Raw genomic sequence first — 20,036 nt, forward strand, 5'->3', positions numbered from 1 at the left:
AGAGGGGCGTTTGCGCGGATTATATGTATATTTATTTTAAACAAGCATAGAACAGATGAAAATCGGAGAAAAAGAGAAAACGTTTGTGGCGCTCAGCTATGAACTGACGGTCAACGGCGAGCTCGTTGAGAAAGTAACGGCCGAGAGTCCGCTGCAATTCGTATATGGTGCAGGATTCCTGTTGCCCAAATTCGAGGCGCACCTCAAAGGATTAAGCAAGGGCGATGAGTTCGCTTTCCATCTCGATACCGACGATGCCTATGGCCCGGTGATCGGCGAAGCGGTGGTAGACCTGCCCAAAGAGGTGTTCATGGTCGACGGCAAGGTTGAAGACGGCCTGCTCGAGATAGGCAACCAGCTTCCGATGAGTGACAACCAGGGTAACCGTTTGGTAGGCGTAGTCAAAGACGTGAAAGATGACGTCGTGACGATGGATTTCAATCATCCGATGGCAGGCAAGTCACTCGATTTCAAGGGGCAGGTCGTAGAAGTGCGCGAAGCAACTCCGGAAGACCTCGGCCCGATGAATGCCGGTTGCGGTTGCGGCGATGGCTGCGGCGACGGTTGTGAAGATGGCTGCGGCGATAAGGAGCACAAAGGCGGTTGCAGCTGCGGCTGCCACTAGGCCTGAGCATTAGGGGTATTCGTGAAGCGGGGGATATAGAGGTCTCCCGCTTTACTGTTTTCACGGGTAATGTTTCTGAATGTTTTGAGGCAGGAAGCCTGTCCGTTCATCAACCGGTCGGATTGATCAGTCGGTCGATAATTCAATCGGTAAATCAGGTTAACCAGATTCGGAGGCATGTTACTTATCCCTCCCGTCAGGAGGGTGAAAACAACGGAGGCGGCCTCATTGGCCGCCTCCGTCATATTGAAAATTGATTAAATTGGCTTTAATCAGTCAGTTGAGATGGATAATCATTGATTAAGCGAGGAATGCGAGCAGCACGCCGGCTGCTACGGCGCTGCCGATCACACCGGCCACGTTCGGGCCCATCGCATGCATCAGCAGGTAGTTCGTCTTGTCATACTTCAATCCCATTTCCTGCGATACGCGTGCGGCGGCAGGTACGGCCGATACGCCGGCGTTGCCGATCAGCGGGTTGATTTTCGCATCCTTGGGCAGGAACAGGTTGAAGAACTTCACGAACAGCACGCCGCAGGACGAAGCCACGAAGAACGCGCAGGCGCCCATGATGAAAATGTAGAGCGATTTGGGCGTCAGGAACGTGGTGGCCTGTGTCGATGCACCGACGGTGAAACCCAGCAGGATCGTCACGATGTCGGTCATCGAACCGCTCGCGGTGTTGGCCAGACGCTTCGTCACGCCGCACTCTTTGAGCAGGTTGCCGAAGAAGAGAGTACCCAGCAGCGGAATTGCCGACGGAACGACGAAGGTCGTCAGCAACAAACCGATGATCGGGAAGAGAATCTTCTCGGTAGTCGATACCTGGCGGGGCGGTTTCATGTGGATCAGGCGCTCCTTTTTGGTGGTGAACAGGCGCATCACGGGCGGTTGGATTACCGGGACGAGGGCCATGTAAGAGTATGCCGAGATCGAGATGGCGCCGAGCAGGTCGGGTGCCAGCTTACTGGTCAGGAAGATCGCGGTCGGGCCGTCGGCGCCGCCGATGATACCGATGGCACCGGCTTCGGCGGCGGTGAAGCCCAACGCGAGCGCCCCCATGTAAGTGGCGAAAATACCGATTTGTGCGGCGGCGCCGACCAGCATCAGCTTCGGATTCGAAATCAGTGCCGAGAAGTCGGTCATGGCGCCGATGCCGAGGAAGATCAAAGGCGGGTATATACCTTTAATAACGCCGAAATAGAGGTAATTCAGTACGGAACCGTCTTCGTAGATGCCGATTTCCATACCGGGAGAGAATGGGATGTTACCCACCAGGATACCGAATCCGATCGGGACGAGCAGCATCGGCTCAAAGTTTCTGCTGATGGCCAGGTAGAGGAAAAACAGACCTACGCCGATCATGATCAGGTGTCCTGACGTGACATTGGCAAACCCGGTGTTTGCGATGATCTGATGCAGGTTATCCCCCAAAAATGCGAGGAATCCTTTGCTTGCGGTGGTTACTTCTGCCAACATAAGCCTATCCGATCGTTAAAAGTGTGTCGCCCTCCAGCACTGAGTCGCCTTTGTTCACCTTCAGTTCGACAATGATACCGTCCCGGTCTGCGTCGATGTTGTTTTCCATCTTCATCGCTTCGAGTACCAGCAGGTGCTGGCCGGCTTTCACCTGGTCGCCTTCGCGTACTTTCAGGTCGACGATAACTCCCGGCAGCGGGCTCTTCACAGCCGTACCGGCGCTCTTCTTCGCGGCAGCCTTGGCCGTCGAAATCACCTCTGCGGTCGTGGCGGCGGAGCTCGTCGACGGAGTGGGTTTGGTGATCTTGCTGACCTTCGAAGCTTTACCTTCGATCTCCACTTCGTACTGCGTGCCGTTCACGGTTACGTCCGCGATGTTGTCCTCCACGCTGTTGATGGAAACCTCGTATTCGTTTCCGTGTATCTTGAATTTATATTCCTTCATTTTGTAGTTAAGTTTTTCTGATTAGAACTGTTACACACAGGCTTATTTGCGAAGCGGCTGCGAGAGGCCGTAAATCTTAGAGCTCCACGGCGAGTAAGCTTTGGCCACGCGGTTGATCGTCAATACGTGCGACTCAATGTCGTGCATTTCATCCTGGTACATTTTCAGCGCCATGCCGATCGCTGCGATTTCAGCTCCCACGATCGCTCCTTCATTCTTGATCTTCACGGGAGGTGCAACTGTGGCGGTACCCGAGGCTTTCTGCTTGTTGCGCTTTGCGATATGGATCATGAGTTTGCCGAGAGCCCAGAAAGCGAGGTAGAGCAGGATCAGCGCGGAGAATACCACGGCTACCGCAGTCACCGTCATGCTGATGCCGTGAGGGTCTGCCAGACGCATCTTCTCATGTTTGGGCATGGGTGGATTGGTGATGTTCGTTGCGAAAGGCGTAGTGCTGGTCAGCTTAGTGAACAGGATTTGGCCGGGAGCATCGTCTGCGGGGATGCGTCCGATCGAGATGTCGGCCTGCTGGTCGGCGAGGTTGTAGGTCACCTTGTCGATCGTGTCGCGTCCGTTCGCATCGAGGAAAGAAAGTGTAACGAGCTGGTCCGGGAGCGGCCGGTCGACCGAATCGGGGACATACCCCGGAAGCGTGGCCGGGTCGGCTGTTTCGCCGGTCAGCGTGAAGTTTGTGTGGAACGTGCCCTTGGTTTCGGAACCTTCACAGAAAAATACGGTGTAGGAACCGGGATCGAGCCACGTGCGGGCGTCGCCTTTGGGAATCCTGTACGAATAGCTTTTGCCGCCCGTTTCGAGCACGAGGTAGCAACTGGAGAGATTCACTTTCGAGTATCCCGAGTTGCACAGCTCGATCCACGAGACACGGTGGCCGTAGGCATCCTGGTAGTTGTTGCGGTTTTTGATTAACAACTCGTTGATAACTACGTCCTTGGCGCCCTGGGCGAAAGAGGCAGGAGCTGCACCCAGCAGCAAAAGCATTCCCGTCAATAAAAGTCTCTTCATCTTTACAACGGAATATTTGAGTGCTTCTTGGCAGGGTTTGACAATTTTTTGGTCGAGAGCGACTGCAGCGCGCGGATGACGCGGAAGCGCGTGTTGCGCGGTTCGATCACGTCGTCGATATAGCCGTACTGTGCAGCGACGTACGGATTTGCGAATTTATCGCGGTAGTCGGCTTCTTTTTCGGCGATGAACTCGGCTTTCTTCGAGTCGTCCTCGATGGCGGCGATCTCCTTTGACGAGAGCACCTCGATAGCGCCTTTGGGACCCATCACGGCGATTTCGCCGGTCGGCCACGCGTAGTTGATGTCGCCGCGCAGGTGCTTCGAGCTCATCACGCAGTAAGCGCCGCCGTAAGCCTTGCGCAGGATTACGGTCACCTTGGGCACGGTCGCTTCGCCGTAAGCGAACAGCAGTTTCGCACCGTGGATGATGATGCCGCCGTATTCCTGGCCTGTGCCGGGCAGGAAGCCGGGAACGTCCACGAGGGTCACGATAGGAATGTTGAACGCATCGCAAAAGCGCACGAAACGGGCCGCTTTGCGCGAGGCGTTAATGTCGAGCACGCCGGCCATGTATTTGGGTTGGTTCGCGATGATGCCGACGCTCTGGCCGTTGAAACGGGCGAAACCGGTGACGATGTTCTGCGCGAACAATTTCTGGCATTCGAAGAAGTCACGGTTGTCGACGATCGCTCGGATGACTTCCAATACGTCGTACGGCTTATTCGGGTTGTCGGGGATGATCTCGTTGAGCGTATCCTCCAGTCGGTCGATCGCGTCGTTGCAGGCCATCATCGGGGCCTCTTCGAGGTTGTTCGACGGCAGGTAGCTCAGCAGCTTGCGCAGCGTCTTGATGCCGTCTTCCTCGTTATCGACGACGAAGTGGGCCACGCCGCTTTTGGCCGCGTGCACCGAAGCGCCGCCGAGTTGCTCCTGGTTGACCTCTTCGCCCGTCACGGTCTTTACGACTTTCGGTCCGGTCACGAACATGTAGCTGGTGCCCTGGTTCATCATAATGAAGTCGGTCAGCGCGGGCGAATATACGGCGCCGCCGGCGCAGGGGCCGAAAATGGCCGAAATCTGCGGAATCACGCCCGAGGCGAGGATGTTGCGCTGGAAGATCTCGGTGTAGCCCGAAAGGCTGTTGACACCCTCCTGGATACGCGCTCCGCCCGAGTCGTTGATGCCGATCAGCGGCGCGCCGTTTTTCATTGCCATGTCCATGACCTTGCAGATTTTGGCTGCGAAGGTTTCGGAAAGCGAACCGCCGAAGACGGTGAAGTCCTGCGAGAAGACATATACCAGACGGCCGTCGATCGTGCCGTAACCGGTTACCACGCCGTCGCCGAAGTAGCTCTCCTTATCGATGCCGAAGTTCGTGCAGCGGTGTTTGACGAACATGTCGAACTCCTCGAACGAACCTTCGTCGAGAAGCATTTCGATACGCTCGCGGGCGGTCAGTTTGCCTTTTTTATGTTGTGAGTCGATTCTTTTCTGTCCCCCTCCCATTTTCGCCTGTTCGCGGAAGGAGATCAGTTCGTTGATTTTATCCTGATTACTGCTCATTGTGTTGATCGGAATATACGGTTAGTGGAGGATTATTTGCCGCACTTGCAGCCGCCGTTCTTGTCTTCGCAAAGTTCGACCAGTACGCTGCCTGTCGATTTGGGGTGCAGGAACGCGATGCTCAGCCCTTCGGCGCCGCCGCGGGGAGCTTTGTCGATCAGCTGGATGCCTTCGGCTTCGCATTCGGCCAGTGTGTTTTCAAGCCCTTCGACGGCAAACGCCACATGCTGGATCCCTTCGCCCTTCTTTTCGATGAATTTTGCGATCGGGCCGTCTTCGGCGGTCGATTCGAGCAGTTCGATCTTCGTCTGGCCGATTTTCAGAAATGCGGTGCGTACTTTCTGGGCAGGCACTTCTTCGATGTTGTAGCATTTGGTGCCGAGCAGTTTTTCCCAGAACGGAATGGCCGTGTCGAGGCTTTTGACTGCAATCCCCAGGTGTTCGATGTGTGATGGTTTCATGATACAAACGTTTTAGTAGTTATTTTATGTGTGTTGTCGTCAATTTGTTGATAATGAGCATTTAAGCTATCTTTGCTCGCATATCTTACAAAATTAAAGGTAATTCCGGACTTTTCAGCGTAATTTTTAATTTTTTATATAAAAAAAGCACGCTTTCACACCATATACGCCCGGTTTGCAGACAAAAAGGCTACCGCTGAGCGGATAATCCTGCCGGAGCCGGGAATCTGGGGTTCCGCCGGCCGTGGTGATGTACAGCGTGTCGAGGTTTTCACCGCCGAACGCACAGGAGGCCGCATTGGGGCACGGGACGAAAATCCGGTGCAGCAATTCGCCTGAATGCGGGTTCCAGCAACCTACGCCGTAACCGCCCCAGAGCGCGATCCAGAGGTTGCCGCACCTGTCGATGGTCATGCCGTCCGGAAAGCCCATCTCTTCGGGGATTTGCACCGCTATCCCTTCGTAAGCGATCGCCCCCGTGGAGTCGTCGTAGCGGTAGCGTGACACACGGCGGGTGGGCGTGTCGACGTAATACATCGTCCTGCGGTCGGCGCTCCAGACAATGCCGTTGGAAATCGTTACGCTGCCCAGTTTGACGGACGGGATAAGGGGGGCTGAGGCACGCAGGATGCCGTTCGGTACTGCCGGTTCGGGGGGATTCTGTGTAGTTGTCCCCGAGGCAGGTTCTCTGGTCTGTCCGGTGGCGTACCGTGCTGTCGGTCCGGAAGTGTTTTGTCCGGCCGGGCCGGAGAGGTCCCGTGTGCCGGCCGGTATTCCGGTCGGGTCGAGGCAGTAGAGTGTTCCGGCTCCCGGTGTCCCGGCAAAAGCCATCGTGCCGAGCCAGAGCCGTCCCGCCGGGTCGCATTTGCCGTCGTTGGTGCGGACGCTGCCGTTCCGGTCGTCGATCCGGGCGAGCACTTTGCGGGTATCGCTGTTCAGGTCGATACGTTCGACACGGTTCTGCACAGCGACGATTACCGTACTGTCCGTTTCGGGTACGACCGTAGAGACCATCCGGTCGAAGGTCCACCGGCGGGTTACCGAGGGGACGGTCATTACGGTCCGGAGCGTATCGGAGCCGGCCGGCTTTGTCCTGGACATCAACTCGCCTGTATCGCAGGAAACCTTGCCGAAGGCGGTCGGAACATATTCGTGCAGGGTTTTGCCTTCTATATCGACCCACAGCAACGATCGTCGCCCGGGGTGCCAAATGGCACCTTCGCCCGTGCTGGCAGCGGCCCGGAACAGCAATTGCGCGGTGTCTGCCGGAACGGTGGTTGCCGGAGGGCCTGCGGGGGTGTGTACGCCGGGAGTCTCCCGGTACATGGCTTCGGGCGAAGTTTTGCCGGGCCGGACGGTTGTCTCCGGTGTTTTGGCGACGGCAAAGGAAGGCGTAAGTGTGAAAACGGTCCAGCTCAGCGTAATGGCGACTGCGGCCGGGGAGGGGATAGTGCGGCGCATCGGGTGGGACAGTTGCGGTGTAGTCATGGTTCGGATTTTAGGTTTTGGGAACCGGTACGGACAAATTTAACAAAATCGTGCGGAAAATCCGGCAGAGCGTCCGGCAGAACGCTTCTTAAAACGTCCGGGAAACCGGTAAAAATGTCCGGTACGGTATTCGGCTGAAAGTGGTGAGGAACCCGGTGGAAACAACCGGAAACCGTGTTGCCGGCACCGTGCACCGGCCCCGGATTTGCAACTTTTGGCCTGTCCGGGCGTTTTATTGGTAAAACATGGTTATATTTGTTTGTTCCGCGGCGTGCGGTGTCGTGCTGCGGGCTTCGCACGAAAACGGTTTTGCACGATGAAGAGATGTTTTTGGATGTTGCTGGTGGCTCTGTTCTGCCTGCCTGCGCTTCGGGCCCAAAATCTGGTGATCGGTGCGCGCGTGGCCGACCTGAAGGTGTCGGAGTATGTCGTCGGGCAGCAACCGGACGACAACCGGCCGGTATTGGTCGAATTTTTCTTTTCGGCCAGCGAGCCCAGCCGGAAACGTATTCCGGTACTCGATGATCTGGCCCGCCGTCAAGCGGGCAAAGTGAGCGTAGTGCTGCTCTCCCGTGAAGGGGCCGACAAAATAGTACCGCTGTTCGAAGGAACGAATTATGCCTTTGCCGTGGCTTTGGACGACGAGGGCAAGACGTTCGATGCCTATGGCGTGAAGTTCGTCCCGTTCAGCGTTTTGCTCGATGCCAAAGGGCGTGTGTTGTGGTTCGGCAATTCGTCGCGGCTAACCTCGCAGGATTTGGACGGTTTATTGGCCAAATAGAAGGCAGACCGTTCGGGAGACACGATTCCGTAACGGATTCTGAAAGATCGGGATTTTTGGATTTGCAGGGGGTGAAGATAACCTTTATCTTTGCCCCGATTTAAAACAATGGAAGTTTTGTAATCCTCATCGGAGGGCCTGATAAAAGTGCCGGATAAGATGACTGGGTAAAACCAATCAGCTTGTCCGGTTTTTTATGGCCTTCGCGGAGAGGAGGAAAAATGAACATGCGTATGATGGAGAGAGATGCTATCGATTGGGGTACTGCGGATATTCGGATCCTGTTCAGAAAATTTTTCGTCCCGACATTGCTGGGAATGCTCAGCATGTCGGCAGTCACCGCCATTGACGGTATTTTCGTGGGACATGGCGTGGGAAGCGACGGGATAGCCGCAGTCAATATCTGTATTCCGTTGCTGATGATCTTTACAGGTATCGGACTGATGGCGGGCGTAGGGAGTTCGGTCGTCGCTTCGATACATCTGGCCCGGGGCAAGGTGAAGGCCGCGCGGCTGAATGTCACGCAGGCACTGCTGTTCGTAACGGTCGTGACGCTGGTTCCGTCGGTGTTCGTGATGAGCTTTCCCCGTCAAACGGCTTATCTGCTCGGAGCATCCGAACATTTGCTGCCGATGGTTAGGGACTATTTGGTGTGGTTTGTTCCTTCGCTGACCTTTCAGATGTGGATAGCCGTTTCGCTGTTCGTGATCCGGTTGGATGGCGCCCCGAAGTTCGCGATGTGGTGCAGTATCGTATCCGCACTCATCAATGTCGTGTTGGACTGGCTGTTCATCTTTCCGCTGGGCTGGGGTGTGATGGGCGCCGCTTTCGCCACCTCGGTCAGTATCGTGACCGGCGGGGTGATGGCTCTTTCCTATCTGTTGTTTTTTGCCCGCCATCTGCGATTGCACCCGGTGAAACGGAGCAGGAAGAGCCTGAGGCTCTCGCTGCGCAATATCGGCTACCAATGCCGGATCGGTTCTTCGGCTCTGCTCGGCGAAGCGACGCTGGCGACGTTGATGTTTGTCGGTAACCAGGTATTTATGCGTTACCTGGGGGACGACGGGGTTGGCGCGTTCGGGATCGGATGCTACTACATACCTTTCGTGTTTATGGTCGGCAATGCCGTTGCACAATCGGCCCAGCCTATCATCAGCTACAATTTCGGGACGGGGAACCTGAACCGGGTGGCACGCACCGGGAAAGTCGCGCTCATAACCGCGATGGGCTGTGGCGTTACGGTGATGGCGGTATTTGCGGGAGCTCCTGACCTGCTGGTCGGTTTGTTTCTTGATCCGGATACTGTTGCAGCCCGTATCGCTATCGCGGGATTTCCTTATTTCGCTACGGGATTTGTCTTTTTTATCACGAACCTGGCCTGCATCGGGTATTATCAGAGTCTCGAACAGGTAAGGCCCGCTACGGTGTTCGCTTTGCTGCGCGGTTTCGTGCTGCTTATCCCGAGTTTTATCTTGTTGCCGGTATGGTTAGGCGTAGCCGGTATCTGGCTGGCGATGCCACTTTCCGAAATGTTTACGACGGTTGTGATTCTCGGCTTTTATTTCTCCCGGCGGATTAAATTAAAACGATTGTAAATTACATGAAGGTTGTTGGACCGGAAATTATTAGTTGGGAAACCGGGATGGAACACAACCTTGGTTCGGAGTCGAAAGGAGGGTTTTGCATTTGGGAACGGGCATATTCATTCTCCGTGCAATGGAACTGAAATATACGGGCCTGAAATATAAAAAGGCTGCACTTTTCTTAGTGCAGCCTTTCGCATGAAAAGAAGTGGTGGTGGGACGGTCTATCCGACCGCTTTGAGTTTGCGGAACTTGTCCGTTTCGATTTTTCCTTTGGCATAGGCGAGCGTCACGCGGAAATTCTTGCGCGTACGCTGGCTCGGCAGTTCGAACATGCTGTCCATCATGATGCTTTCGCAGATCGAGCGCAATCCGCGCGCGCCGAGTTTGTACTCGGTCGCTTTATCGACGATATAATCCAGTACTGCGGGCTCGAAGGTGAGTTTGATACCGTCGAGCTTGAACAGTTCGACGTACTGTTTGATAATCGAGTTTTTCGGCTCGGTGAGGATACGCCGCAGTGCATCGCGGTCGAGCGGTTCGAGGTAGGTCAGCACCGGCATGCGGCCGATCAGTTCGGGAATCAGGCCGAACGACTTGAGGTCCTGCGGCAGGATGTACTGCATCAGGTTCTGCTTGTCGACCCGCTCCCGCTGCAATTGGCCGTAGCCGACCGCCTGCGTGTTGAGGCGTTGTGCGATCTTTTTTTCGATGCCGTCGAAAGCGCCGCCGCAAATAAAGAGTATATTGGCCGTGTTGACCTGGATGAATTTCTGGTCGGGGTGCTTGCGTCCCCCCTGGGGCGGTACGTTGACGACCGTTCCTTCGAGGATTTTGAGCAGCGCCTGCTGCACGCCCTCGCCCGACACGTCGCGCGTGATCGAAGGGTTGTCGCCTTTGCGGGCGATCTTGTCGATCTCGTCGATGAAGACGATGCCCCTTTCCGCCAGCGCTACGTCGTAGTCGGCTACCTGGAGCAGCCGCGAAAGGATGCTTTCGACGTCTTCGCCGACATAACCGGCCTCGGTGAGCACAGTTGCATCGACGATCGTAAACGGTACGTTCAGCAGCTTCGCGATCGTGCGGGCCAACAGCGTTTTACCCGTACCGGTCTGTCCGACCATCACGATGTTCGACTTGTCGATGTCGATATCACGGTCCGTACCCTGTGCGTGCATCAGCCGTTTGTAATGGTTGTAGACCGCCACCGACATATAGCGTTTCGCGGCGTCCTGCCCGATCACGTACTGGTCGAGGAATGCCTTGATTTCGGCCGGTTTGAGCAGTTCGTCCATCTCGATCTGCGGTGCGCTCTGTTCCTGTATCCGTTCGCTCTCGGCGAGCATGTCGTACCCGCGTTCGATGCACTGGTCGCAGATCTGCGCCCCGTTGCTGCCGGTAAACAATACCCCCACCTCGCTGCGCGGCTGTCCGCAGAACGAGCAGTGGTCTTCGTGGGGGCGGTTATGATTTTCGTCGTTTGCCATGGTGTCTGTTTGGGTTTGCTGTCCGGCGCATCGCGGAGAATAACGCCGGAAAAGCAGGGAAATGTGTTTGCTCGCTGTTATTTACCCCGTTTGACGAGCACTTCGTCGATCAGGCCGTACTCTTTCGCTTCGGGTGCTGTCATCCAGTAGTCGCGGTCGGCATCTTTCTCGATCTTTTTGATGTCGACGCCGGAGTGTGAAGCGAGGATCTCATAAAGTTCCTGTTTCGTGCGCAGAATCTGCTTGGCCGTGATCTCGATGTCGGAAGCCTGCCCCTCGACGCCGCCCAACGGCTGGTGGATCATTACGCGCGAGTGGGGGAGGGCCGAGCGTTTGCCCGCGGTGCCTGCGGTCAGCAGTACGGCTCCCATGCTGGCGGCCAGCCCGGTGCAAATCGTCGCTACGTCGGAGCTGATCAGCTGCATCGTATCGTAGATGCCCAGACCGGCGGTAACCGATCCGCCGGGGGAGTTGATATAGATCTGGATGTCTTTTTCCGGTTCGGTCGATTCGAGGAAGAGCATCTGTGCCTGGATGATGTTTGCCGCGTCGTCGTAAATGGGCACGCCCAGGAAGATGATGCGGTCCATCATCAGCCGTGAGAAAACGTCCATCGTCGCGACGTTCAACTGGCGCTCCTCGATGATTGTCGGCGAGATGTACTCGTTGCTGATCGACCGGAAGTTGTGCAGTTTCAAACTGCTGATTCCGGCGTGCCGGAGCGCGTATTTCTCAAATTCATTCTTATTCATGGTTCCTTTGTTTTAGGATGCCGTTAGTCTTTGGGTACGACAGTGCAAATCATGCTCCAAAGGGGCCGACTGCCCGGTCGGTCGTGTCCCGGAGCCAAATTAACGCAGCAGCTCGACCTCTGAAACGATCGGACGATGGTCGGACAACGTTACCGGCAATATCTGCGAACGTTGCAGTTTCCAGGCCGAAGCGGGATAGCCCCACAGGTAATCGATCTGCATGCGCGGTGCATCGGCCGGATGAGTCGGGCCTGCCGGGCACAGTTTCGCCCAGGAACCGAACGTCCCGATCTCCGGCGAGCCGGGCAGCGAGTTGAAATCCCCTCCCACGATGACCGGATAGCGCTCGGCGCTCAGTCGTTCGGCCACCGTGCGGCATTGCTGCATGCGGGTCTGCGGGGTGGTAAAATCAATGTGCGTGCAGGCGAAGACGATCGTATCTGCATCGCCGAGCTCCACTTCGGCCAGCAGCAATGCACGGGCCTCTTCATTCCCGTCCGCTTTGGGAAGCATGGTCTTTTCCGTGCGGATACAGGGCCGTGAGCTCAGGATGCCAATGCCGTAAAAACCTCCGGTAAGCGGAATTGTCTTGCCGTAAAGCGGGAACATGCCGGTGAGCTGTCCCAGCTCGGTGATGAAATCCCTGCCGTGCTGGCGCGCGGAGACATACTCGCGGCGCGTTTTGCAGTCGACCTCCTGCAGTGCGACGAAATCCGGGTTTTGTTCCCGGATCAGCGCTGCGATCTCCTCGAGCGATGCGCCGTTGCCGTACTGGATGTTGTAGGTCATCACCCGCACGGCCGCCGGTTCGCGGCTTTGTGCCGGAGCCGCGCCTAACAGCATGCCCCACAGGAGCATTCCGGATATAAACCAACCGTTTCGCATGGTTCTGTCTTTTGAGTCTTTGCCCTTGCGGAATCCGCGACGGTGCGGAATGTAAGCAACACCGCCCGAACCCCGTTCGGGAGAATACTGAAGGGCCGCAGGAGGGTTTCCTGCGGCCCTCGTTCGGTTGCCAAAGTTAGGCCTGCTGCGGTCGCGGCGTTTATACGGTTTCCGACCGGGCAGCGGCGAGAAACCCTTACTGGGCTTTCTCGGCCAGTTTGGCGAACTCTTCGGGCGTCACGGTCGTGTCGGTGACGGTAATCTGCGGTACGACCGCGTCGATTACTTTGCGTTCGAAGAGCTTTTCGTATACCTTGCGGCTCTCCTCCTTGTTTTCGAGGATGCTTTTGGCGTAGTTGGCCAGCATGTCGTCGGCCACCTGGTTCATGCCGTAATAGGCGAACTGCTGCATGGCAAGCGCTTTGGCCTCCTGGGTCGCCTCTTCGGGCGTTACCTCGAGCTTCAGTTCGTTTACATAATGCTTCTGGATCAGGTTCCATTTCATCATTTCGAGGAACTTGTCGAAATCCTTTTCGATCTCTTCCAGCGAGAACTTACCCTCGTTGATCGTGAAAAGCCAGCGTTTGAGGAAGGCGTCGGGCAGTGCGAGGTTCGCCTTGTCGAGCAGCATCCGGCGGATGTCGAGCGTAAAGAGGAAATCGGATTCGCGGCTCAGGTCGCGGCTGATCTGGGAGTCGATGTACTGTGCGAACTCATCTGCGTTCTTCACGTTGCCTTCCGGGAAGGCCATCTTGAAAAACTCGTCGTTCAGTTCCGGCTCGGTGAAGCGGCGGATTTTGGTGATCGTCAGCGTGAATTTCGGATTGATTCCCTCCAGTTCATCCTCTTTGACCTGCAGGATCGCGGCGCGCTGTGCCGGGGTGGGATAGAGTTCGTTTACGTTCACCTCCATCGTGTCGCCGACCTTCTTACCGAGGAACGGTTTGCGTGCCGCATCGCTCATGCCGATCAACCCTACATAGGCCTCTTCGATCTTCATTTCGGGCTGGTCGAGGGTGACGTTCAGCGCATCTTCCTTCTCGACCGTATCTACGTCGACCAATTTGCCGAAACGGCGCGTGAAGTTGCTGCGGTAGCCTTCGCGCATCTTGTCTTCGATGGCGATCGTGTATTTCTTTACCTTATCTTTTTTGCTCAGCGGAATGTTGATCTCGGGAGCGAGTCCGACCTCGAATGCGAATTCGTATTCGGTCGAATTCTCGAAATCGAGCGGTTGCTGTTTCTCGCTGGGGATCATGTCGCCTACCAAGGTCAGCTTCTCTTTCTCGATATAGTCGAAGCAGCCGTTCGAAGCGGCGCGGTAAGCCTCTTCGGCCACGACGCCCTTGCGGTACATCTTGTTGATGATGCTCATGGGCACCATGCCCGGGCGGAATCCCGGCACGTTGGCCTTGCGCTTGTAAGTGCGCAGCGCCTTGTCCACGGCTTCGTTGTAGTCGGCTTCGGCCACCGTCGCCTTGAGCAGGGTGGTTCCGTCTTCCAGATTCTCTCTTACGATGTTCATGCTAACAGTCTGTTATTTTAGAGTTTTTGTGCCGGAGTAAAAAACCGCCTGTGTAACGAGGCGGTTTGCCAGTGCGGATAAAGGGACTCGAACCCCCACGCCATAAAGGCACCAGATCCTAAGTCTGGCGCGGCTACCAATTACGCCATATCCGCCTTAGAGCCCAGCAAAGATAGCGCTTTTTTATCAGGGTGCAAACAATCCCCGCTAATTTTATAGCAGTGAAGCGGATAGCATTTCCGGCCCCGCAGGACCTTACGGGGCAGCTCGACGGCGGGCCTCTGTCTTTAAAACGCTATTTCTCGAAGTAATATTTTACGAGGATATCGTCGATGCGCATCACCGAGTCGCGGCTCAGGTTGATCCGTTCGAAACAGACCTTCCCGCCGGGCGACCGGTAGGTGAGCAACTGCGGCAGGTAAAGCTGCAGCGTGTCTTCGGGAATCGAATCGGTCGGCTGGTAGCCTATGGCGGAGAGCTGCCGTTCGAGGATGGTGCCGAGGGATTCGCGCAGCAGCACCCGGTTCGAGCCGTCGTACAGGAAAAGCGAATCGGCGGTGCTCTCCCAATGCGGCGTCGGCTTGTCTTCCGAATACCAGTGGCGCATTTCGTACAACCGTGAATAACCTTTCAGGTCGATCCCCTCGGTGAGGGGTTCCCACCACAGGTAAAAACTTTCCGCCTTATCGTCGTCGCGGTACGATTTATCCTGCCGGTTAGCCGGCCGGCCGCTTTGCGACCACCGTTCGATGTCGCGGGGCGTCAGTCCGGGAATGTAGGTGAACAGGGCCAGTATGACGATCGCGGTGAGCGTTACGTAAAGGTAGCGTCCTGTCCTGCGCGAAAGGAAAAGTCCCATGCAGGCGGTCATAATCAATCCGCAGGCGATCAGGTAGACGCGGTTCTCCGTTAGCCCGTAGTCGCTCCAGCGGCAGCCGACGCCGACCCAGAACATCGCCAGCGCGGGCAGCGAGATCAGGCTGAACCGATTATAGAACCAGTCGTAATAGCGTTTGTTCAGCAGGGTCTGGCCGGCTTGGGCTGCTACGGCGATCAGCGTGAAACCGAAGACGAGGTAGGCGATACCCCCGCGGGGCAGCGACCAGGTGGCGACGATTTTCGCAAAATAAAGGTAAAGCAGTACCGTATATGCCAGTACGGCGGGCGAAAGCACCCAGTTGAGCAGCGTGTCGAGCAGCTTCGAGGATTCCGGTTCGGCCGGTTCCGACTTGCGGTTGAACGTGAGGAAAACCAAAGGCCACAGTACGATAAAGAACAGGAGCGCCGCATCTGCGCAAAAATCGGACGTAATCCCTTTGAAAATGCCAAAAATGTAAACGATAGAGAAGAAGATCGCCAGCAACAGCAGATAGGCGACGCCGGTGAGAAACAGGGCCGATATCCCGTCCCACACGTAACGCAGCAGGTCTTCGGTAAATCTCCGGTTGTCTTTGTGCCAACCGCACAGCAGGCCGGCGAGCAGTCCGATAATGATCGTGACGTAATAGGCGGGATTTTCGATCCATTCGCCCATGTCGGCCCATCGGAACGGGATGACGGCCAGCCCCGACAGGTAATAGAGCGCGCGCAGCCAGCCTTTTGCGAACCATTTGTTGCAGAGAAAAGTCAGCAGCAGTACGATCGGTCCGGCCAGCAGTTGTTCGCCGCTATAGGGAAAAACGTGGTGTTGGGCCAGCACTCCGATGACGAACAGGTACGCCGCAATGGCCATTTCGACCGGAGCACGGCGCAGCGTGACGAGATTTTCGGCGAGGAAAGTCCGTATTTTCGCTTGGATTTTCATGGGGCGTAGGGTTTATGCTGTTGCAGTGCCTCGACAGGTTCAGTTATATTTAAGGATTTATCGGGACAAACCTTTGTCCCGGTGCGGTGTGCGCTATCGCTCGAATTCGAGCGCGCGGCCGTGCAGTGTGCCGCTGAGTTCTCCGTTTTCGTACGCGACGCCGCCGTTGACGATCGTATGCGTGACGCTGTGTGAAAATTCGGTTCCTTCGAACGGTGACCAGCCGCATTTCGAACGGACGTTGTCGCGCGAGACGGTCCACGGCTTGTCCGGGTCGACGATTACGATGTCGGCGAAATAACCTTCGCGCAGGAAGCCGCGCCGGTGTACGGCAAAACGGATCGCCGGGGCGTGGCACATTTTCTCCACCACTTTTTCGACCGGAAATGTTCCTTCCCGGCTCATTTCGAGCATCGCTATCAGCGAATGCTGCACCAACGGGCCGCCTGACGGGGCGCTCCAGTACGGTTGCAGCTTCTCTTCGAGCGTGTGCGGGGCATGGTCGGTCGCCACCACGTCTACTTTCCCGCTGAGGATGCCTGCCCGTAATGCGGCCCGGTCTGCGGCGCTTTTGACCGCCGGATTCCATTTGATCAGGTTGCCTTTGGCCGCGTAGTCGGCATCGGTGAACCAGAGATGGTGTACGCACACTTCGTTGGTGATCTTTTTTTCCGCGAGCGGCCGGTCGTCGAAAAGCGACAGTTCGTGCGCGGTGCTCAGGTGCAGGATGTGCAGGTCGGCCCCGTAGCGGTCGGCCAGTTCGACGGCCTTGGCGCTGGAGCGGTAGCATGCCTCGGCGCTGCGGATCGACGGGTGCAGCGCGGCGGTGGCCCGGTCGCCGTACTCTTCCCGGAAACGCTGGATGTTGGCCCGGATCGTGCCTTCGTCTTCGCAATGGGTCGCGATCAGCACCGGAGACTCTGCGAAAAGGGCCGCCAGCGCCGCGTCTTTGTCGACCAGCAGGTTGCCGGTGGAAGATCCCATAAAAACTTTTACGCCGCAGACGCGGCGGGGGGCGAGGCGGCGGATTACGCCGATGTTGTCGTTTGTGGCGCCGAGGTAGAACGAATAGTTGGCCGGGGATACTTCTGCTGCACGGGCGAATTTCTCTTCCAGGCGTTCGAGCGTAACGGCGGGCGGATTCGTATTGGGCATCTCCATGTAAGAGGTGACGCCGCCGCAGACCGCTGCCGCCGACTCGCTGCGGATGTCGGCTTTGTAGGTCATGCCCGGCTCGCGGAAATGCACCTGGTCGTCGATCACGCCCGGCAACACCAATTTACCGCTGGCGTCGATCACGCGGGTCGGGATGCCGGCGGCAGTGCCTGCTTCCGCCCTCGCTGCAGTTCCGACTTCTGTCCCAGCTCCGATTTCTGCTTGTGCGCCGGGGTAGCGGCCCGCGCCGATACGGGCGATGCGGTCGCCTTCGATGACGATATATCCGTTGAAACGGCGCCCCTCGTTGACGAGTGTGCCGTTGTCGATGACGATCCGGTTCATAGTCTCTTCGGAAAGGTTATGCGTGAGGTTTATGCGTTTGTCCGCGGGGTGATTTTGCGGAAACGCAGTCCCAGTACGCCGAAAAGTGCTTCGCGGAAGATGCCTTTGCTCATTTTGGATGCGCCGAAGGTGCGCTCGGTGAAGATGATCGGCACCTCCGTGACTTTGAACTTCAGTTTCCACGCCGTATATTTCATTTCGACCTGGAAGCCGTAGCCCTTCATCTTGATCTTATCGAGGTCGATCGAGCGCAGCAGGTTCGACGAATAGCAGACGAACCCGGCTGTCGCGTCGCGCACGGGCATTCCCGTCACGAGCCGCACGTAGGCCGATGCGTAATAGGAGAGCAGCACCCGCTTCATCGGCCAGTTCACCACATTGACGCCGGTAATGTAGCGCGAACCGATTACCAGGTCGGCTCCCTCTTGAGCGGCATTGAGCAGCCGCACCAGGTCGTCGGGATTGTGCGAGAAATCGCAGTCCATCTCGAAAATGTAGTCGTATCCGTGTTTGAGCGCCCATTGGAATCCGGTCAGGTAGGCCGTTCCCAATCCCAGTTTGCCCTGACGTTCGATCAGGTGCAGTTGCCCGGGATACTCCTGTTGTTTTTCCTTCACGACCGAAGCCGTGCCGTCCGGCGAGCCGTCGTCGATGACCAGCAGGTCGAATTTTTCGGACAGCGAAAAGACTTTGTCGATCATCGGACGGATGTTGTCCAACTCGTTATAGGTGGGAATGATTACCAGGTTCTTCATCGGGGCCAACGTTTTAAACGGTCGCAACCTTTCCTTCGCCCTTGCCGCCCGATCGGTCCCGGTGCAGCGGTAAGGGACAAACAAAGTATTGGACACAAGTCAGTGTTAAAACAAAATTAGTATTTTTGGCTGAAATATCTCCTTTTTACCCGATTATTCCGAAAAAATGCCGACAGAACTCTCGCTTGTACTCTCCCCCAAACAGGCCGCCGACCCGGTTTTGCACACAACGCTGGTGGCGCAGCGCCTGCGTATCGATCCTGCGCGGATCGCTTTGCTGCGTATCGTGCGCCGTTCGATCGACGCACGCGGCCGCAGCGTGCGGGTAAACCTCGGTTTCGAGGTTTATGTGGACGGTGAGCAGCGTCCGCCCGAAATCCGGTTCGACTATCCGGATGTGAACCACCGTACACCGGTGGTCGTGGTGGGGTCGGGCCCGGCGGGGCTTTTCGCGGCGTTGCGGCTGATCGAACTGGGCCTCAAACCGATCGTGCTGGAGCGGGGCCGCGACGTGTCGGCGCGCAAGCGCGACATCGCGCAGATCAACCGCAACGGCGCGGTCGATCCCGATTCCAATTACGCATTCGGCGAAGGCGGTGCGGGTACCTATTCCGACGGCAAACTCTTCACCCGTTCCAAAAAGCGCGGCGACTACCGCCGTGCGCTCGAGGTGTTCCGTTTCCACGGCGCCGACGAGTCGATCCTGTACGATGCGCATCCGCACATCGGTACCGACCGCCTGCCGCGGATCATCGCTGCGATGCGCCGGAGTATTGCCGATGCCGGTGGCGAGGTGTTGTTCGGTGCGAAAGTGACCGGCGTGCAGATCAAAGACGACCGTATCTGCGGCGTGTGGCTCGGCGATACGCTGGTCGAGGGAGCGGCCGTTATTCTGGCTGCGGGCCATTCTGCGCGCGATATTTACGAAATACTCGACCGCGACGGCGTGCGGCTCGAAGCCAAAGCGTTTGCGATGGGGGTGCGGGCCGAGCACCCGCAGCGACTGATCGATTCGGTCCAGTATCACATGCCCGAGCGGGGCGAATACCTGCCGGCGGCGGCCTATTCGCTCGTGGCGCAGGTGGGCGGACGCGGGGTCTATTCGTTTTGTATGTGTCCCGGCGGGTTTATCGTTCCGGCGATGACACGCTCCGGCGAGTCGGTAGTCAACGGGATGTCCCCGTCGGGTCGTAACAGCGTTTACGCCAACTCCGGCATCGTGACGGAAATCCGGCCGGAGGATTTCGCACACCTGCGCGCCGCACACGGGGAGTTGGCCGGGTTGCGTTTCCAGCAGCAGCTCGAGGAGCTGGCTTATGCCCAGGTCGGCGACCGGCAGGTGGCACCGGGCCAGCGGTTGGCCGATTTCGTGCGCGGGACGGCGTCGAAAACGCTGCCGAAGTGTTCCTATGTACCGGGTGTGGCTCCGACCGAGGTACACCGGTGGCTCCCCCCGTTTATTTCCGGGGCGCTTCGCGGAGGTTTTGCCGCGTTCGACCGTAAAATGCGTGGCTTCCTGACCAACGAGGCATTGGTGGTGGGTGTCGAATCGCGGACCTCTTCGCCCGTGAGGGTGCCGCGCGATCCCGATACGCTGATGCATCCCCGGGTGCAGGGGCTTTTCCCGTCCGGCGAGGGAGCCAGTTATGCGGGAGGCATTATCTCGGCGGCGATGGACGGCGAGCGGTGTGCCGAACGGGTGGCGGAATATGTGAAGTAAAAATGGTTGGCAGGGAAAACAGCCCGGATATATCCGGCTCGGTCGGATAAGGATTCGGCTGAGCCGTTCGCTTTTTGATGCGTTAGCCCTTACAGCCGGCGGCAATGCCAAGGAGGATGTCAGGGAGAAGGGGGGGAGTGTTGAGGCAGTAAATAATA

General features: G+C 57.1%; 17 protein-coding genes and 1 tRNA gene. 4 read left to right on the forward strand and 14 right to left on the reverse strand.

Annotated features, from left to right (window positions below; genetic code table 11):
* The first annotated feature begins 55 nt into the window (after positions 1–55).
* Positions 56–625: an FKBP-type peptidyl-prolyl cis-trans isomerase gene (locus tag NQ495_RS10555; RefSeq protein WP_009133222.1), complete on the forward strand. Its 570-nt coding sequence runs from the start codon at positions 56–58 to the stop codon at positions 623–625.
* A gap of 300 nt (positions 626–925) precedes the next feature.
* Here NQ495_RS10555 and NQ495_RS10560 read toward each other — a convergent pair whose 3' ends face one another.
* The 6 genes from NQ495_RS10560 to NQ495_RS10585 all read right to left on the reverse strand — a co-directional run bounded on the left by NQ495_RS10560 (position 926) and on the right by NQ495_RS10585 (position 7,086).
* Complete coding sequence (locus NQ495_RS10560; RefSeq protein ID WP_009133224.1) at positions 926–2,104, reverse strand: sodium ion-translocating decarboxylase subunit beta; 1,179 nt, start codon at positions 2,102–2,104, stop codon at positions 926–928.
* 4 nt (positions 2,105–2,108) lie between these two features.
* Positions 2,109–2,549 carry a biotin/lipoyl-containing protein gene (locus tag NQ495_RS10565; RefSeq protein WP_009133225.1) on the reverse strand — a complete coding sequence of 147 codons (441 nt, stop codon included), beginning with the start codon at positions 2,547–2,549 and terminating at the stop codon, positions 2,109–2,111.
* A 42-nt stretch (positions 2,550–2,591) separates the two neighbouring features.
* A complete protein-coding gene (locus tag NQ495_RS10570) occupies positions 2,592–3,572 on the reverse strand; it encodes an OadG family transporter subunit (protein ID WP_009133226.1) in 981 nt (326 codons plus the stop codon).
* Positions 3,573–3,574: 2 nt separating this feature from the next.
* A complete protein-coding gene (locus tag NQ495_RS10575; RefSeq protein ID WP_009133227.1) occupies positions 3,575–5,137 on the reverse strand; it encodes an acyl-CoA carboxylase subunit beta in 1,563 nt (520 codons plus the stop codon).
* Positions 5,138–5,169: 32 nt separating this feature from the next.
* Positions 5,170–5,598, reverse strand: coding sequence for a methylmalonyl-CoA epimerase (mce, locus tag NQ495_RS10580; RefSeq protein WP_009133228.1), 429 nt, complete (start codon positions 5,596–5,598; stop codon positions 5,170–5,172).
* Between the two features lie 126 nt (positions 5,599–5,724).
* A complete protein-coding gene (locus NQ495_RS10585; protein WP_009133229.1) occupies positions 5,725–7,086 on the reverse strand; it encodes an SMP-30/gluconolactonase/LRE family protein in 1,362 nt (453 codons plus the stop codon).
* Positions 7,087–7,402: 316 nt separating this feature from the next.
* Here NQ495_RS10585 and NQ495_RS10590 point away from each other — a divergent pair, with 316 nt between their 5' ends.
* Together NQ495_RS10590 and NQ495_RS10595 are read left to right on the forward strand one after the other, a co-directional pair.
* Positions 7,403–7,867, forward strand: coding sequence for a TlpA family protein disulfide reductase (locus NQ495_RS10590; protein WP_009133230.1), 465 nt, complete (start codon positions 7,403–7,405; stop codon positions 7,865–7,867).
* A 236-nt stretch (positions 7,868–8,103) separates the two neighbouring features.
* On the forward strand, positions 8,104–9,462 hold the full coding sequence (locus NQ495_RS10595) for an MATE family efflux transporter (RefSeq protein WP_040294335.1): 1,359 nt from the start codon (positions 8,104–8,106) through the stop codon (positions 9,460–9,462).
* A 212-nt stretch (positions 9,463–9,674) separates the two neighbouring features.
* Here the strand turns inward: NQ495_RS10595 and clpX are convergent, their stop codons facing one another.
* The 8 genes from clpX to NQ495_RS10635 form a co-directional block, all read right to left on the reverse strand.
* Positions 9,675–10,937 (reverse strand): ATP-dependent Clp protease ATP-binding subunit ClpX, encoded by a 1,263-nt coding sequence (gene clpX / locus NQ495_RS10600; RefSeq protein ID WP_009133233.1) that lies wholly within the window; start codon positions 10,935–10,937, stop codon positions 9,675–9,677.
* A 77-nt stretch (positions 10,938–11,014) separates the two neighbouring features.
* Positions 11,015–11,689: an ATP-dependent Clp endopeptidase proteolytic subunit ClpP gene (clpP, locus tag NQ495_RS10605; protein WP_009133234.1), complete on the reverse strand. Its 675-nt coding sequence runs from the start codon at positions 11,687–11,689 to the stop codon at positions 11,015–11,017.
* Positions 11,690–11,788: 99 nt separating this feature from the next.
* A complete protein-coding gene (locus tag NQ495_RS10610) occupies positions 11,789–12,574 on the reverse strand; it encodes an endonuclease/exonuclease/phosphatase family protein (protein WP_009133235.1) in 786 nt (261 codons plus the stop codon).
* Positions 12,575–12,770: 196 nt separating this feature from the next.
* Positions 12,771–14,099 (reverse strand): trigger factor, encoded by a 1,329-nt coding sequence (tig, locus tag NQ495_RS10615; RefSeq protein ID WP_009133236.1) that lies wholly within the window; start codon positions 14,097–14,099, stop codon positions 12,771–12,773.
* 72 nt (positions 14,100–14,171) lie between these two features.
* Positions 14,172–14,254 (reverse strand) — tRNA-Leu (locus NQ495_RS10620).
* Between the two features lie 140 nt (positions 14,255–14,394).
* The gene (locus NQ495_RS10625) at positions 14,395–15,903 is read right to left on the reverse strand and encodes a DUF4153 domain-containing protein (protein ID WP_009133237.1); all 1,509 of its coding nucleotides are present in this window, start codon (positions 15,901–15,903) and stop codon (positions 14,395–14,397) included.
* Between the two features lie 93 nt (positions 15,904–15,996).
* Positions 15,997–17,403, reverse strand: a complete 1,407-nt coding sequence (locus NQ495_RS10630) for a dihydroorotase (RefSeq protein ID WP_009133238.1) — start codon at positions 17,401–17,403, stop codon at positions 15,997–15,999.
* A gap of 29 nt (positions 17,404–17,432) precedes the next feature.
* Complete coding sequence (locus NQ495_RS10635; protein ID WP_009133239.1) at positions 17,433–18,158, reverse strand: polyprenol monophosphomannose synthase; 726 nt, start codon at positions 18,156–18,158, stop codon at positions 17,433–17,435.
* Between the two features lie 166 nt (positions 18,159–18,324).
* On the opposite strand from NQ495_RS10635, the gene NQ495_RS10640 reads away from it, so the two are divergent.
* Positions 18,325–19,878: an NAD(P)/FAD-dependent oxidoreductase gene (locus tag NQ495_RS10640; RefSeq protein WP_009133240.1), complete on the forward strand. Its 1,554-nt coding sequence runs from the start codon at positions 18,325–18,327 to the stop codon at positions 19,876–19,878.
* The last annotated feature ends 158 nt before the right edge of the window (positions 19,879–20,036 follow it).

The sequence above is a fragment of the Alistipes indistinctus YIT 12060 genome, assembly GCF_025144995.1.
In the GTDB taxonomy this organism is placed as follows: domain Bacteria; phylum Bacteroidota; class Bacteroidia; order Bacteroidales; family Rikenellaceae; genus Alistipes_A; species Alistipes_A indistinctus.

Coding starts and splice junctions, on each gene's coding strand:
- tig (WP_009133236.1), bottom strand. CDS start 14,099: ATGAACATCGTAAGAGAGAATCTGGAAGACGGAACCACCCTGCTCAAG.
- NQ495_RS10590 (WP_009133230.1), top strand. CDS start 7,403: ATGAAGAGATGTTTTTGGATGTTGCTGGTGGCTCTGTTCTGCCTGCCT.
- NQ495_RS10630 (WP_009133238.1), bottom strand. CDS start 17,403: ATGAACCGGATCGTCATCGACAACGGCACACTCGTCAACGAGGGGCGC.
- NQ495_RS10585 (WP_009133229.1), bottom strand. CDS start 7,086: ATGACTACACCGCAACTGTCCCACCCGATGCGCCGCACTATCCCCTCC.
- NQ495_RS10635 (WP_009133239.1), bottom strand. CDS start 18,158: ATGAAGAACCTGGTAATCATTCCCACCTATAACGAGTTGGACAACATC.
- NQ495_RS10560 (WP_009133224.1), bottom strand. CDS start 2,104: ATGTTGGCAGAAGTAACCACCGCAAGCAAAGGATTCCTCGCATTTTTG.
- NQ495_RS10610 (WP_009133235.1), bottom strand. CDS start 12,574: ATGCGAAACGGTTGGTTTATATCCGGAATGCTCCTGTGGGGCATGCTG.
- NQ495_RS10565 (WP_009133225.1), bottom strand. CDS start 2,549: ATGAAGGAATATAAATTCAAGATACACGGAAACGAATACGAGGTTTCC.
- mce (WP_009133228.1), bottom strand. CDS start 5,598: ATGAAACCATCACACATCGAACACCTGGGGATTGCAGTCAAAAGCCTC.
- NQ495_RS10595 (WP_040294335.1), top strand. CDS start 8,104: ATGGAGAGAGATGCTATCGATTGGGGTACTGCGGATATTCGGATCCTG.
- NQ495_RS10570 (WP_009133226.1), bottom strand. CDS start 3,572: ATGAAGAGACTTTTATTGACGGGAATGCTTTTGCTGCTGGGTGCAGCT.
- clpP (WP_009133234.1), bottom strand. CDS start 11,689: ATGAATAAGAATGAATTTGAGAAATACGCGCTCCGGCACGCCGGAATC.
- NQ495_RS10555 (WP_009133222.1), top strand. CDS start 56: ATGAAAATCGGAGAAAAAGAGAAAACGTTTGTGGCGCTCAGCTATGAA.
- clpX (WP_009133233.1), bottom strand. CDS start 10,937: ATGGCAAACGACGAAAATCATAACCGCCCCCACGAAGACCACTGCTCG.
- NQ495_RS10625 (WP_009133237.1), bottom strand. CDS start 15,903: ATGAAAATCCAAGCGAAAATACGGACTTTCCTCGCCGAAAATCTCGTC.
- NQ495_RS10575 (WP_009133227.1), bottom strand. CDS start 5,137: ATGAGCAGTAATCAGGATAAAATCAACGAACTGATCTCCTTCCGCGAA.
- NQ495_RS10640 (WP_009133240.1), top strand. CDS start 18,325: ATGCCGACAGAACTCTCGCTTGTACTCTCCCCCAAACAGGCCGCCGAC.